Raw genomic sequence first — 13,509 nt, 5'->3', positions numbered from 1 at the left:
CGTGGTTCAGTGACGCTCGAACGCGACGTGCCCGGCGACGAGCGTCGCACGCACGCAGGCCGGCAGTTCGTAGCCGAGGAACGGCGAGTTGTGGCCCTGGCTCTTCAGCGCACGCGGCTCGACGCGCCAGTGCGCCCGCGGATCGAACACGCACAGGTCGGCCGCGCCGCCTTCGGCAAGCCGGCCCGCCGGCAGTTGCAGCACGTCGGCCGGCGCGGCGGTGATGCGGCGCAGCGCCTGCGCGAGCGGCGTATTCGTTTCGTCGGCCCATTTCACCGTCAGCGACAGCAGCAGCTCGAGCCCGGTCGCGCCAGGCGTCGCTTCGGCGAACGGCAGCAGCTTCTCGTCGTCGTCGACCGGCGTGTGATCGGAGCAGATCGCGTCGATCGTGCCGTCCGCGAGCGCCGCGCGGATCGCTTCGCGGTCGCGCTCGCCACGCAGCGGCGGATCGAGTCGGAACTGCGAATCGAAATAGCCGATGTCGACGTCGATCAGGTGCAGGTGGTTCGCGCTGACGTCGCACGTCACCGGCAGCCCTTCCGCCTTCGCCGCGCGCACGAGCGCGAGTCCGGCTGACGACGACAGGCGGGCAAGGTGCACGCGCGCGCCCGTGACACGCATCAGCTCGAAAATCGTGTGCAGCGCGATCGTCTCGGCCGCGACCGGCACGCCGGACAACCCGAGTCGCGACGCGAGCGCGCCGCTCGCGGCGACGCCGCCGCGTCCGATGAACGCGTCTTGCGGACGCAGCCACGTCGTGTAGCCGTAAGTGCTCGCGTACTGCAGCGCGCGCAGCAGCACCTGCGTGTCGCGCACGGGCACGTTCGCATGCGTGAAGCCGACGCAGCCCGACTCGGTCAGCGCGACCATCTCGGTAATCACGTCGCCCTTCAGGCCGACGGTGAGCGCGCCGAGCGGATGCACGTTCGCCTGCTTCAGGTTGCGTGCGCGAAACTTGAGCATCTCGACGAGGCCCGGCTCGTCGAGCACGGGGTCGGTGTCCGGCGGGCACACGAGCGTCGTGACGCCGCCCGCGACGGCCGCGGCCATCTCGGACGCGAGCGTCGCCTTGTGCTCGTAGCCCGGCTCGCGCAGGCGCGCGCACAGGTCGACGAGGCCGGGCGCGACGATCAGGCCCGACGCGTCGATCGTGTTGTCCGCGTTGAAACCGGCCGGAGCCGTGCCGAGCGCGGCGATTTTGCCGTCCGCGACGAATACGTCGGCCTGCCGCTCGGTTCCGGCTGCCGGATCGACCACCGTGCCGCCTTTGATATGAATCTTCATGCGCTGTCTGTGAATGCGTTGATTGCGTTGAGTGCCTGGATCAGGATGCGCGAAATCGGGCTCAGTCGCTGTTGCCGGCGACGATGCCCATCACCGCCATCCGCACGGCGATGCCGAACGTGACCTGGTTGAGGATCACCGACTGCGGACCGTCGGCGACCTGCGAGTCGATCTCGACGCCGCGGTTCATCGGCCCCGGATGCATCACGATCGCGTCGGGCGCGGCAAGCGCAAGGCGCTCCGGCGTCAGGCCCCACGTCTTGAAATATTCCTGCGCGGACGGCAGCAGCGCGCCGCTCATCCGTTCGTTCTGCAGCCGCAGCATGATGATCACGTCGACGCCCTTCAACCCCTCGTCGAGGTTATGGAACACCTTCACGCCCATCTGCTCGAGGCCGCCCGGCAGCAGCGTGCGGGGGCCGATCGCGCGCACTTCCGGCACGCCGAGCGTGGTGAGCGCGTGGATGTCGGAGCGCGCGACGCGCGAATGCAGGATGTCGCCGACGATCGCCACGCGCAGCTTCGTGAAGTCGCGCTTGTAGTGGCGGATCGTGTACATGTCGAGCAGCCCCTGCGTCGGGTGCGCGTGACGGCCGTCGCCGGCGTTGATCACGTGCACGTGCGGCGCGCAGTGCTCGGCGATCAGGTACGGCGCGCCGCTCGATGCATGGCGCACGACGAACAGGTCGGCATGCATCGCCGACAGGTTGTTGATCGTGTCGAGCAGCGACTCGCCCTTGCTCGTCGACGACGCATTGATGTTCAGGTTCAGCACGTCGGCCGACAGGCGCGTCGCGGCGATCTCGAACGTCGTGCGGGTGCGCGTCGAGTTCTCGAAGAACAGGTTGAACACCGACTTGCCGCGCAACAGCGGCACCTTCTTCACCTCGCGGTCCGTCACGCTGACGAACTGCTCGGCGGTATCGAGGATGTGGTTGACGATCGAGCGCGGCAGCCCCTCGATCGACAGCAGGTGTTTGAGCTCGCCGTTTTTCGTGAGCTGCGGATTGCCCTTCAGGAAACCGTAGCGGAACCGCTCGGGGCTCGCGGCCGCAGCGGGATTGCCGGTGCGGCCAGTGGTGTCGGTGGTCATGGTGTGCGTGATTCCAACTATGCAAACGGGCCGCGGCGCGAACCGGCGGCCCGGGATACGGTTTCGCGGTTCGTTCAGCCGCCGTGCGCCTCGAGACGCAGCGTGAACTGCGCGGCGGCGTCGCGCGTCAGCACGAGCGTCGCATCGGCCGGCACGTCGACCGTGCCGCCCGAGAAGCGCGCGGCGACCGGCAGCTCGCGGCCGCCGCGATCGGCGAGCACCGCAAGCTCGACCGCGGCCGGACGGCCGTAGTCGAACAACTCGTTGAGCGCGGCGCGCACGGTGCGGCCGGTGTACAGCACGTCGTCGACGAGCACGATGCGCGCGCCGTCGACGTCGAACGGCAACGACGTCGGGCTCGCCTGACTGTGCAGTCCCTTTTTCGCGTAGTCGTCGCGATGCAGCGCGACGTTCACGACGCCGAACGCCGGCGCGCCGAGATCGCGCGCGAGGCGCTCGGCAAGCCACGCGCCGCCGCTGTGAATGCCGGCGAGCCGCGGGCCGCCCGGCTCGGCGAACGCCGTGCCGTACGCTGCGCGAATCTGGTCGAGCAGGACGTGGTAAAGCGCGTCGGCGTCAATGTTGCTCATGGTCTGACAATTGATCGAGATACTGTTGAAGGATCACGGCCGCGGCCTCGGCATCGAGCATCTCGGAGCGCGCGCGGCCGCGTACGTTGCGCTCGCGCAGCCCTGCCTCGGCCTCGACCGACGAATAGCGTTCGTCGACCCACGTGACGGGCAGCCCGAAGCGGCCGTTCAGCTGATTGCCGAAGCGCTTCGCCTGCTGCGTCATCTCGTGCGGCGTGCCGTCCGGGTGCATCGGCAGCCCGACGACGAGCGCGTCCGGCCGCCATTCGGCCAGCAACTCGCCGACCGCCTTGAAGCGGTGCTCGCGGTTCAGGTTGGGAATCACGACGAGCGCGCGGGCCGAGCGCGTCAGCGCATTGCCGATCGCGACCCCGATCCGTTTCTCGCCGTAGTCGAACGCCAGGAGCGTCGCATCGCGCGCGCTCGCGCCACTCATGCGTGCCCTGCTTCGCCGGACAGCATCGACGAGCTGACGCCGAGCAGGCCGAGTGCGGCTTCGAAGCGCTCCTCGGCCGGCGTGTCGAACACGATGCGCGGATCGGCGGCGACCGTCAGCCAGCCGTTGCGGGAAATCTCTTCCTCGAGCTGCCCGGCACCCCAACCCGCATGGCCGAGCGTCAGCAGGAAGCGCTTCGGGCCGGTGCCCGTCGCGACCGCCTCGAGCACGTCTTTCGACGTCGTCATCTCGAGCCCGCCCTCGACCGACATCGACGAGTTGTAGTTCGCGCCCTCGACCGGCTCGTGCAGCACGAAGCCGCGCTCGGTCTGCACCGGGCCGCCGAAATACACGGGGATGTGCAGCAGCGGCTCGATATCGAGCTTCAGGTCGATGCGGTTGAACAGCGATTCGAGATCGATGTCGGTGGGACGATTGATGACGAGGCCGAGCGCGCCGCGCTCGCTGTGATCGCAAAGATAGACCACCGTTCCCGAAAACGTCGGATCCGCCATGTTCGGCATGGCGATCAGGAACTGGTTGGTGAGATTGATGCGATCGGAAGGCTTTGACATGGTTTGAATTTTAGCAAAGACGCCGCGACCTGACCGGGCCGCGATCAACAAGCAACGCCGCACGACGCTGGCAACGACGCGCGCGGATTACACGGCACTCTAACACGCGCGCGGGGGCTGTCGGGAGCGTGTTGGGGGCCCGTGCGGCAAGGCCTGCCGCCGCGGTCGCGCCCCGTTGCGGGTCAGGTCCGGCCAAGCGCCGCACCGAGCGCTTCGGACGCCGCTGTGAGGTCCGGCGGCGCCACGCCCGCGGCGATCTTTAACAGCGCAGCACGCAGCATGTCGGACGCACGGCGGTGCGCGTCGAGCCCGCCATCGGCGAGCGGCAGGCCATGCGCGGCACGACGCCACGCGAGCCCGAGCGTATCGGCCAGCAGCGCCGCGTGACCAAGCCCGAGTGCGCAGGCGGCCGTGCCGACGCGATAGGCGGCCGCGGATGCACGCCACGCCGCGCCCGCATCGGCCGCGGCCGGGGCGGTCGCGAGATCGGCCATCGACGCGTCGGCGGTCTGCAGGAAATCCTCGTACGCGTGCGCGTTGACGGTCACGGCGCCGAGCACGCGGGTCGGTGCGGTTGCGACGGCATCGCGCTCGGCACGCGCCGCACCGGCTTCCCACAGCGCTTCGGACGCGGGCGTGCCGGCAACGTGCCAGTCCACGGTGAGCCCGTAGTCGTGCAGCACGTCGACGAGCGCGCCATCCTCGGCCGCCGCGCCGAACAGCGCGAAATCGCGCCACAGCAACGCGGCCGTCTCGCGCACGAGCTCGGGTGGCGCATGGCGCCGGCCCCGCGCGTGCTCGCCGAGCAGCAGGTTGGTCCGCGCGAGAAACCGTTTCAGCTCGGGCGCGGCGGTGGCGCGCAGCGCGCGCAGGCACGCAGCGGCGAGCCGCCAGAAGTCGTACGGCGTACCGTCCGAGAGCGCGGCGAGGGTCGTATCGAGTTCGTCGAGCGCCGCCTCCTGCGCACCGCTCGCCGCGCGCAGCGCGCCGAGCAGCGCCTGCTCGTAGCGGGCCCGCGCGCGGCTTGCGAATGCGTCCGGCAGCGCGCACAGCGTTGCCGGCGGCATTGCGCGTCCGACGAGCGCCAGTACGTCGAGCGACACGTTCGCGTGCCGGTCCGCCGCGCTTTGCGCGCGCAACCCGCGAAAATGATCGAAAAGAACCGGCGAGCAGGCAAGCTCGCGCAAATTGTGACGGCCGACAGCCGCGCGGAAATCGCGCAGTGCGAGGCGCCAGGCGTGAGCGGCCGGCGCCTCGGCGCCCGGGGGCGCCGACGCCGCCAATTGCCCCGCGAAACGGGCGGCCGGCAACCAGCCGGCTTCCGCCAGCACAGCCGCCGCGGCCGACAACGGCTCTACCGCGTCGTCGCGACGCTCGAATGCGTCGCCGGCCGCCGCAAGCCACGCGTCGGCCGCGCGCACGGCGCCGCCGCGCGGGTTCGGCAGTGCGTCAGGGTGGGGAATGTTCGCCGGATCGGACGTCATGTACACGCGCGCCTGTCATCGTCAAGTCGCTCGCGCCGACCGCGGCGCGCAAGCGCCAGGCAATCGCGAGACCGGAGCGGTGTGCGCGCGGGCCGACGGTCCGGTCAGATCTGGACCATCTCGAAGTCTTCCTTGCGAGCGCCGCATTCGGGGCACGTCCAGTTGATCGGGACGTCTTCCCAGCGCGTGCCCGGGGCGATGCCCTCTTCGGGCAGCCCGGCTTCTTCGTCATAAATCCAGCCGCAAATCAGGCACATCCAGCTCTTGTATTCCATCTTAAGCCGCGTCGGGAAAGTCGGTAAATTCGGGAGCCATGATGGTACCGTGTCGGGGCCGGACTGCCTAGCAATCGCGCTGGAGGGCAGCGACTACGTCGCGTCGCGCTAAAAAATCCGTCGTGCGGGCCGGATTCCGCCGCATAATGGCTGCACAGTGCGGCCTGCCGGGCAACACCGGGCAAAAACCGCCCAATTCGCCTCGCCGTCCGCCTCTCCGTCGCTTTCCCCGTTTTTTTCTTGCCCCATTTTTACATGTCCAGCAACGCCCCTCCGATCGTCCTCACCTTCGGCCTGTCCGATCCCACCGGCGGCTCCGGCCTCCAAGCCGATCTGATGACCCTGGCGAGCATGGGCTGTCACGGCGTGTCCGTCCTGACCGGCTACACCGTGCGCGACTCGGCCGCCTGCGACGAAGTCACCGGCCTCGATCCGGATGTCGTCGCCGCGCAGGCGCGCATGCTGCTCGAGGACATGCCGGTTGCCGCGTTCAAGATCGGCGCGGCGACGCGCGCGGAAGTCGTGAGCGCGATCGCCGAGGTGGTCGCCGATTACGACGGCGTGCCGCTGGTGCTCGCACCCGACTTCACGCTCGACGACGAACACGTGCTCGCCGCCGACGATTTGCGCGAGTCGATCGCCGATCTGCTTGCACCGCAGACGACGCTGCTGGTCGCCGATCACGCGACGCTGATCGCGCTCGCGCAGCCGGACGGCGATGCCGAGGCGCCGAACCTCGATGCGGCCGTGTCGCACCTGCTGTCGCAGGGCTGCGAATACATCCTGTCGTCGGAGACGGGCTCGCACCGGCTCGTCAATACGCTGTACGGCGAGGAAGGCCAGCTCCGCGAGGACATGTGGGATCGCTCGCCGCACCGGCTGATGGGCATCACCGACACGCTCGGCGCGGCGATCGCCGCGTTGCTCGCCAATGGGCAGGAACCGCCCGAGGCCGTTCGCGAAGCGCAGGAATATCTTTACCAGGCCGTGCGCGACGCGTTCCGGCCCGGTATGGGTGCGTACCTGCCCGATCGGTTCTTCTGGGCGCGTAGTAATGACGAGGACGGTGGGCCAGCCGTGACGGAAAACAGCAAAAGCTCGCCACGGATCGCCCGGCATTAACCGCCACAGGCGGCCACACGTTCGCGGGCGTGACGTGCCCCTTCGCGCCCGCTCGCTCGCGATCGCGCGTGCGGCATGCCGCCGATGTCCCCGGCGATCGCGGCCTTGACCGGCTCCCGCAGCCGCCCGCTGTCAATTGCCGTTCGATCCCGGCGCCATGCGTTGCACCTGCCTGTTCCGCTGGCTTTTCCGGGCGTTTGACTGTAAGGTACCGCGCGCGGAGTCTCTGTCCGCCAGCCCACTGGCGCGGACTACCGGGCCGGACAATCACGAAACCAGCATGTCGCCACCAATCCATGAGCTTGCGCCCGCGCGCTGCGTACGCAACTCCGGCAATCGCAGCCTGAATGTAATTTTCTGTAATTTTGCCCGTTTCGATTTGTTCTATATTCCAGCGATGTTCGCCGAATTCGATATGGCCATTTAGATATTTGTACGCCATCAACATACGCGCGAATCCCTCACTGGCAGGCGATGAAATTAATCATTCAAATCCCGTGCTTCAACGAAGCCGCCACATTACCGATTGCACTGGCGGCCCTACCGCGCCGACTCCCCGGATTTGACAGGGTCGAATGGCTCGTTGTCGACGACGGTAGCAGCGACGGGACCCTGGAAGTCGCACGCGCCGCGGGCGTCGATCACCTCATCCGACATCCGCATAACCGCGGTCTTGCGCGCGCATTCATGACCGGACTGGAAGCCTGTCTGCAGCGCGGCGCGGACGTCATCGTCAATACCGACGCCGATAATCAATACAACGCCGCGGATATTCCTGCGCTAGTGCGCCCTATTTATGCCGGTGATGCCGATATCGTCGTCGGTGCGCGGCCGATCGATGAAATCGCCCATTTCTCCACAATCAAAAAAGCGCTGCAGAAAATCGGCAGTTGGGTAGTGCGTACCGTAAGCCGTACCGACATTCCCGACACGACAAGCGGCTTTCGTGCCTATAGTCGCCATGCCGCACAGAGAATAACGGTCTTCAGCAATTACACGTACACCCTCGAGACCATCATCCAGGCCGGCCAACGCGACATGTCGATCGTATCGGTACCAATCAGGGTCAATGGATTCCTGCGACCGTCGCGACTGGTAAAGAGCATCGGTTCGTACGTGATGCGCTCTGCCCACACCATCCTGCGGATTTTCGTGATCTACCGGCCCGCCGCTTTTTTCGGCACGCTGGGCACGATCCTGCTCGGCGCAGGCGCGGCAATCGGACTCCGCTTTGTCTATTTCTGGGCGACCGGTCACGGTGCCGGACACGTCCAATCCCTGATTCTCGCGTCGATACTCGTGGGCGCCGGCTTTCAGACCCTGTTGATCGCCATCATTGCGGACCTGTTGTCGACCAACCGCAAGTTGCTCGAGGATGTGCGCTTCATGGTCAAACAGATGCAAACTGACCGTGCGAGCCCACAGCGGCTCGACAATGATGCGGCACACGCGCTCGAGGTCGTCCGATGAAGATCGCGCAGGGCATGGCCGAAAACGGCATCGTCGTCGGCAACCATTACGACAAGTACGGCTCACGCAACCCCATCGTACGACGTCTCATGCGAGGTTTCGACGAAGCCCTGACCGACTTCGTGGCCCGGGCGGCACCGTCATCCATTCACGAAATTGGCTGCGGCGAGGGGTATTGGGTTCTACGGTGGCAACAGCAGGGTCTTCACGCCACCGGTAGTGATTTCTCCGGCCAGGTCATCGAGATCGCACAAGAGAATGCGATCGCGTCCGGAATCGATCCGGCGTGTTTCTCGCGGCGCGACGTCTATGAGATGCGCCCCCGGGAAGTGCAAGCCGACCTCGTCGTTTGCTGCGAAGTGCTGGAGCATCTCCACCAGCCGGAAGTCGCGTTGCGCAACATCGAGGCGCTGGGCGCACGCCACGTGGTGTTCAGTGTGCCGCGCGAGCCGATCTGGAGCGCAATGAACCTCGCCCGCGGCAAGTATCTGTCAGCCATGGGGAATACGCCGGGCCACGTTCAGCGTTGGTCAACCCGTACATTCCTTGCATTCATCTCCACACGCTTCGAGATCCTGAGCGTGCGCACGCCGTTGCCGTGGACGATGCTGCTTTGCCGCCCTCGCAACGCTGCAAACGCGTGAAATTCGGCCAACGGGAACGGCGCTGCGTGCATCTGGCCGGCAGCACACTGGGTGCGCTCGGCATGATCTTCGTCGGCATGAAGCTTGTCGAATACAGCCGGCAGCTTTCAATCGACACGTTCTCCGCGTTGACATGGAGCGCCGTGGGATTGCTTAGCGCAGGCTACGGTGCGTGCGGTGTGCTGCTCGCGCTCGCGTGGCGGCACCTGCTCGCCCACCACGCCGTCGAGTCGTCACGTACGTGGGCCATTCGGACGTATGGCGTGTCGCAACTTGCCAAATACACGCCTGGAAACATTTTTCATCTTGCCGGTCGCCAGGCGATCAGCATTGCTGCCGGCCTGCCTGCATGGCCGGTCGCCAAGTCAATCGGCTGGGAACTTGCCGTCATCGCATCGACCGCACTGCCCTTCGCGTTGTTGGCGGCTCCGCTCAAATGGGCGGCAATCGGCACTACGACGGCCGCGGCCGCGTTCGCGGGATTGCTTGCCATTGCTGTTTGGGCACTGGGAACGATGTGGTCCCGACAGGTCGCGCGTGCCGTGTCACTGCACGCCCTGTTTCTGGTTGCCGCCGGGCTGATCTTCTGCGCCCTGCTCGCCATCGCGTCCACATCCGCAACGGTCGACGCGCTTCGCGCCGGTTTCTGGTTGCCCGTGTGCGGCGCTTACGTGGTGGCGTGGCTCGCCGGGCTTGTGACTCCCGGGGCGCCGGCGGGTGTCGGCGTACGCGAAGCCGTCCTGTACTGGCTGATGCACGGGATCGTCGGGCAAGCAGATCTCATTACCACGATCGTCCTCGGCCGCACGGTGACCGTGGCGGGCGATCTGATTTTCTTTGTCGGCGCGACGCTCGCCACCAAACACCAGCAGTGATTCAGACATGCGCAACACTCAACGGAACTCGCTTCCATTCATTCACATCTTGCGCAAAGCGCTGCCGTTCGCGGGAGCGCTGACGGTGGTCGCGGTCGTCTACGGAGCCGTGCCCTTCGTCGCCCTTCCGACGCTAGGTCAAGCATTGTGGGTTTCGTCATTCGCTCAGTCTTTCGCCAACAGCGGCTGGCCGTCGATTTTCGCCCACAATTTCGGTCTTCCTGCCCCCGCACCGATCGCGTTCGGCCTGTCCGGCGCGCTCGTCGAGAGTGCAGTGCTGGCCGCGACGCCGCTGAATGCCGCCGACGCGTACAGCGCTACCATGCTGCTATTTCTGGCGCTCGCACTGTGGGGCGCGAAACGCTATGCATTGGCACAAGGCGCTTCGGCACGATATGCGCTGCCGCTTGGCGTGGTGTGGGCGACCCTGCCGGTCGTATGGGCACACGCGGGATATTCGATGTTGTCTGCCGGGATAGCGCTGTTACCACTTTACCTGTGGACGACACACCGACTGTGCGATGCGCTCGCTTCGCAAGACTGGCGGACGATCGCGAGATCGGGGATGGCATTCGCGATCGCCGCATGTCTGGCAGTCTTCACCGACGGGTATACGTTCGTAATGTTCGCTGTGGGCGCAACTGTCCAGTATGCGGGCTGGATCGCGCAGTCAGATAGTCGCCGGGTACGTCAGCTTGCCGCCGGCCTGCCGATTTATGCCGTCGGCTTCGGGATCGCGTTCGCGCTTTACCGACGATACATCGACACGCAAAGCTTCCATACCGACCCATTGTCCGTGTTTCGCGGCTATGGCGTGGATGTGACCATGCTCGTACGGCCCACGCAAGGGCTCCTGTGGATATGGGATACGCTGCGCATCAGTACGCCCAGAAGCGACGCCGCCTACTTCGGCGACGCATCCGTGTGGTTCACAACGTTCGTCGCGCCAGTCGCAATTGCGGGCATGGCCGGATTCGCCCTGACGAGGGCGCGCGCCCGCGGCGTCTCGCTGCTAGTGCTTGGCGCGTTCGCGACATACCTCGCCCTCGGCCCGTCGTTGAAAATCGATTCCGTACGGCCCGATGCCGATCGCGCTGCCGGCAATTTCCAAGCGACGATGCCTGCCGAATACGCAATCGGGCCGACCGGATCGGCCTATCTGTCGACTCACGTGCCAGGCTTCAAAAACATGCGCGCGTCGTACCGATGGATCGCACTGACCGCCTTCGCGTTCTGGGCTCTGTTTGTCCTGCTGATCGGTGAGCTGTCTCGTCGCGACAAGCACGGCATTGCGTGGTCGCTGCTCGGTTTGATGCTGGTATCGAACCTGCCGCATCCGGCTTCCGGTCTCGCGTATTCCGAATCGCACGATTACGTGCGTCAGATGCGTCTGCATGAGCCGCTGCGCTTCCGTGACCAGTTCGAGATGCTCGACCGATCGATCGTCGCCGACTTCAGGGAGGACGCGCCAAAGCAAGGCATTACTGCGTTTATTCCGCAGGGGAACGACTTTCTGGCCGCCTATCTGGCTGCAACGTCCGGTACGCACACCTACAACATCGGCGGCGACAAAAACGTCGCGTTCGCACAAGCGCACTGGCCACCGTCGGTCTCGACGCTGTTTTCATCCGATACCACGACGCTTGCAGGCAACATCGACCGCGTGCTTACGGACCGCAGTGCGCATGCCGTGGTCATCAGCTACGTGAACCTGCTATGGAACGCCCACATTTGGCCGCCATCGCCTGCAGAATTGGACCGCGCTCGCGCGCACTACGCTACAGCAGTGGATGCGTTCTCGGCCAATCCCCGCTTTGTCGTGAAAACGCGACCCTACTACGCATTGATCATGCTGCGCGAATAGCACAGCGGATCCATCGACGATCTGCGCCAAGGCTTTTCATTCGGCATTGACATCAGTACGCAAAAAAAGACCCGCATCGCTGCGGGTCTTTTTTTGGCAGGAACGCGCATCGCTGCGCGCTCCGGACACACGATCGACCGAAGTCGATTACATGTCCATGCCCATGCCGCCCATGCCGCCCGGCATGCCGCCCGGCATCGGAGCGTCTTCCTTCGGCAGTTCTGCGACAGCAGCGTCCGTCGTCAGCAGCAGGCCTGCGACCGAAGCTGCGTTCTGCAGTGCGGTGCGCGTGACCTTGGTCGGGTCGACGACGCCGGCTTCGACCATGTCGACGTACTCGCCCGTCGCTGCGTTGTAGCCGTAGTTGCCCTTGCCTGCAGCAACTGCCGCCACCACGACGCTCGCTTCTTCGCCACCGTTCGTGACGATCTGGCGCAGCGGCTCTTCCATCGCGCGCAGCACGATCTTGATGCCGGCGTTTTGATCGGCGTTCACGCCGGTCAGGCCTGCGATCGCGGTGCGAGCGCGGATCAGCGCAACGCCGCCGCCCGGGACGATGCCTTCTTCAACGGCAGCGCGGGTTGCGTGCAGCGCGTCTTCGACGCGTGCCTTCTTTTCCTTCATTTCGACTTCGGTCGCAGCGCCGACCTTGATCACTGCCACGCCGCCGGCCAGCTTCGCCACGCGTTCCTGCAGCTTTTCGCGGTCGTAGTCCGACGTTGCTTCTTCGATCTGCGTGCGGATCTGCTTGACGCGCGCTTCGATGTTGGTCGCTTCGCCAGCGCCGTCGATGATCGTCGTGTTTTCCTTGCCCACTTCGATGCGCTTCGCCTGGCCCAGTTCTGCCAGCGTTGCCTTCTCGAGCGTGAGGCCCGTTTCTTCCGCGATGACCTGGCCGCCGGTCAGGATTGCGATGTCTTCCAGCATTGCCTTGCGACGATCGCCGAAGCCCGGCGCCTTGACCGCAACGGTCTTCAGGATGCCGCGGATGTTGTTGACGACCAGCGTTGCGAGCGCTTCGCCTTCGACGTCTTCAGCGATGATCAGCAGCGGACGGCCAGCCTTTGCCACTTGCTCGAGCACCGGCAGCAGGTCACGGATGTTCGAGACCTTCTTGTCGTGCAGCAGCACGAACGGGTTCTCGAGAACGGCAACTTGCTTGTCCGGGTTGTTGATGAAGTACGGCGACAGGTAGCCGCGGTCGAACTGCATGCCTTCGACGACGTCGAGTTCGTCGGCGAGCGACTTGCCGTCTTCGACGGTGATCACGCCTTCCTTGCCGACCTTGTCCATCGCTTCAGCGATGCGATCGCCGATCGACGAATCGCTGTTCGCCGAGATCGCGCCAACCTGGGCGATTTCCTTGTTCGTCGTGCACGGCTTGCTGATCTTCTTCAGCTCTTCGACAGCCGCTGCGACTGCCTTGTCGATGCCGCGCTTCAGGTCCATCGGGTTCATGCCCGATGCGACGTACTTCATGCCTTCGCGAACGATCGATTGCGCGAGGACGGTTGCCGTCGTCGTGCCGTCGCCTGCGTTGTCGCTGGTCTTGGAAGCCACTTCCTTGACCATTTGCGCGCCCATGTTCTGGAGCTTGTCCTTCAGCTCGATTTCCTTCGCGACCGAAACACCGTCCTTGGTCACCGTCGGGCCGCCGAAGCTGCGCTCGAGCACGACGTTGCGGCCCTTCGGACCCAGCGTGACCTTGACCGCGTTGGCCAGAATGTTCACGCCTTCGACCATCTTCGAACGGGCGGAATCGCCGAATACGACGTCTTTAGCTGCCATCTTCTAACT

13 protein-coding genes are annotated in these 13,509 nt (G+C 65.5%); 5 read left to right on the top strand and 8 right to left on the bottom strand.

Features of this window, described 5'->3' with window-relative positions:
• Positions 1–6: 6 nt before the first annotated feature.
• The 7 genes from KDW55_RS00335 to KDW55_RS00305 form a co-directional block, all read right to left on the bottom strand.
• A complete protein-coding gene (locus KDW55_RS00335; protein WP_040143552.1) occupies positions 7–1,284 on the bottom strand; it encodes a dihydroorotase in 1,278 nt (425 codons plus the stop codon).
• 61 nt (positions 1,285–1,345) lie between these two features.
• Complete coding sequence (locus tag KDW55_RS00330; RefSeq protein ID WP_044846292.1) at positions 1,346–2,377, bottom strand: aspartate carbamoyltransferase catalytic subunit; 1,032 nt, start codon at positions 2,375–2,377, stop codon at positions 1,346–1,348.
• A gap of 74 nt (positions 2,378–2,451) precedes the next feature.
• Complete coding sequence (gene pyrR / locus KDW55_RS00325; RefSeq protein WP_040143550.1) at positions 2,452–2,967, bottom strand: bifunctional pyr operon transcriptional regulator/uracil phosphoribosyltransferase PyrR; 516 nt, start codon at positions 2,965–2,967, stop codon at positions 2,452–2,454.
• Entirely contained in the window at positions 2,954–3,403 is a 450-nt protein-coding gene (gene ruvX, locus KDW55_RS00320) for a Holliday junction resolvase RuvX (protein WP_040143549.1), read from the bottom strand. The genes pyrR and ruvX overlap by 14 nt, the downstream gene beginning before the upstream one ends.
• Entirely contained in the window at positions 3,400–3,978 is a 579-nt protein-coding gene (locus KDW55_RS00315; protein WP_006751106.1) for a YqgE/AlgH family protein, read from the bottom strand. The genes ruvX and KDW55_RS00315 overlap by 4 nt, the downstream gene beginning before the upstream one ends.
• Positions 3,979–4,160: 182 nt before the next feature.
• Positions 4,161–5,462: a hypothetical protein gene (locus KDW55_RS00310; RefSeq protein WP_069241026.1), complete on the bottom strand. Its 1,302-nt coding sequence runs from the start codon at positions 5,460–5,462 to the stop codon at positions 4,161–4,163.
• A 104-nt stretch (positions 5,463–5,566) separates the two neighbouring features.
• On the bottom strand, positions 5,567–5,737 hold the full coding sequence (locus KDW55_RS00305) for a rubredoxin (RefSeq protein WP_004186709.1): 171 nt from the start codon (positions 5,735–5,737) through the stop codon (positions 5,567–5,569).
• Positions 5,738–5,992: 255 nt separating this feature from the next.
• Here KDW55_RS00305 and KDW55_RS00300 point away from each other — a divergent pair, with 255 nt between their 5' ends.
• The 5 genes from KDW55_RS00300 (at position 5,993) to KDW55_RS00280 (ending at position 11,712) form a co-directional block, all read left to right on the top strand.
• Positions 5,993–6,859 (top strand): hydroxymethylpyrimidine/phosphomethylpyrimidine kinase, encoded by an 867-nt coding sequence (locus tag KDW55_RS00300; RefSeq protein WP_040143547.1) that lies wholly within the window; start codon positions 5,993–5,995, stop codon positions 6,857–6,859.
• A 474-nt stretch (positions 6,860–7,333) separates the two neighbouring features.
• Positions 7,334–8,329, top strand: a complete 996-nt coding sequence (locus KDW55_RS00295) for a glycosyltransferase family 2 protein (protein WP_040143546.1) — start codon at positions 7,334–7,336, stop codon at positions 8,327–8,329.
• A complete protein-coding gene (locus KDW55_RS00290) occupies positions 8,326–8,973 on the top strand; it encodes a class I SAM-dependent methyltransferase (RefSeq protein WP_040143545.1) in 648 nt (215 codons plus the stop codon). Before KDW55_RS00295 ends, KDW55_RS00290 begins: the two co-directional genes overlap by 4 nt.
• Complete coding sequence (locus KDW55_RS00285; protein WP_212159793.1) at positions 8,970–9,848, top strand: hypothetical protein; 879 nt, start codon at positions 8,970–8,972, stop codon at positions 9,846–9,848. The genes KDW55_RS00290 and KDW55_RS00285 overlap by 4 nt, the downstream gene beginning before the upstream one ends.
• A gap of 7 nt (positions 9,849–9,855) precedes the next feature.
• Positions 9,856–11,712 (top strand): hypothetical protein, encoded by a 1,857-nt coding sequence (locus KDW55_RS00280; protein WP_212159792.1) that lies wholly within the window; start codon positions 9,856–9,858, stop codon positions 11,710–11,712.
• 147 nt (positions 11,713–11,859) lie between these two features.
• On the opposite strand, the gene groL is transcribed toward KDW55_RS00280, so the two are convergent.
• Positions 11,860–13,500 (bottom strand): chaperonin GroEL, encoded by a 1,641-nt coding sequence (gene groL / locus KDW55_RS00275; protein WP_040143543.1) that lies wholly within the window; start codon positions 13,498–13,500, stop codon positions 11,860–11,862.
• Between the last annotated feature and the right edge of the window lie 9 nt (positions 13,501–13,509).

The organism is Burkholderia sp. AU19243 (assembly GCF_018148075.1).
Lineage (GTDB): Bacteria > Pseudomonadota > Gammaproteobacteria > Burkholderiales > Burkholderiaceae > Burkholderia > Burkholderia latens_A.
Note: the sequence above shows the minus strand (reverse complement) of the source record. Positions and strands in the feature narration are given on the sequence as shown.

What these genes read in the sequence shown, in the direction of transcription:
- KDW55_RS00335 (WP_040143552.1), bottom strand. Translation starts at nt 1,284, where the DNA reads ATGAAGATTCATATCAAAGGCGGCACGGTGGTCGATCCGGCAGCCGGA.
- KDW55_RS00330 (WP_044846292.1), bottom strand. Translation starts at nt 2,377, where the DNA reads ATGACCACCGACACCACTGGCCGCACCGGCAATCCCGCTGCGGCCGCG.
- pyrR (WP_040143550.1), bottom strand. Translation starts at nt 2,967, where the DNA reads ATGAGCAACATTGACGCCGACGCGCTTTACCACGTCCTGCTCGACCAG.
- ruvX (WP_040143549.1), bottom strand. Translation starts at nt 3,403, where the DNA reads ATGAGTGGCGCGAGCGCGCGCGATGCGACGCTCCTGGCGTTCGACTAC.
- KDW55_RS00315 (WP_006751106.1), bottom strand. Translation starts at nt 3,978, where the DNA reads ATGTCAAAGCCTTCCGATCGCATCAATCTCACCAACCAGTTCCTGATC.
- KDW55_RS00310 (WP_069241026.1), bottom strand. Translation starts at nt 5,462, where the DNA reads ATGACGTCCGATCCGGCGAACATTCCCCACCCTGACGCACTGCCGAAC.
- KDW55_RS00305 (WP_004186709.1), bottom strand. Translation starts at nt 5,737, where the DNA reads ATGGAATACAAGAGCTGGATGTGCCTGATTTGCGGCTGGATTTATGAC.
- KDW55_RS00300 (WP_040143547.1), top strand. Translation starts at nt 5,993, where the DNA reads ATGTCCAGCAACGCCCCTCCGATCGTCCTCACCTTCGGCCTGTCCGAT.
- KDW55_RS00295 (WP_040143546.1), top strand. Translation starts at nt 7,334, where the DNA reads ATGAAATTAATCATTCAAATCCCGTGCTTCAACGAAGCCGCCACATTA.
- KDW55_RS00290 (WP_040143545.1), top strand. Translation starts at nt 8,326, where the DNA reads ATGAAGATCGCGCAGGGCATGGCCGAAAACGGCATCGTCGTCGGCAAC.
- KDW55_RS00280 (WP_212159792.1), top strand. Translation starts at nt 9,856, where the DNA reads ATGCGCAACACTCAACGGAACTCGCTTCCATTCATTCACATCTTGCGC.
- groL (WP_040143543.1), bottom strand. Translation starts at nt 13,500, where the DNA reads ATGGCAGCTAAAGACGTCGTATTCGGCGATTCCGCCCGTTCGAAGATG.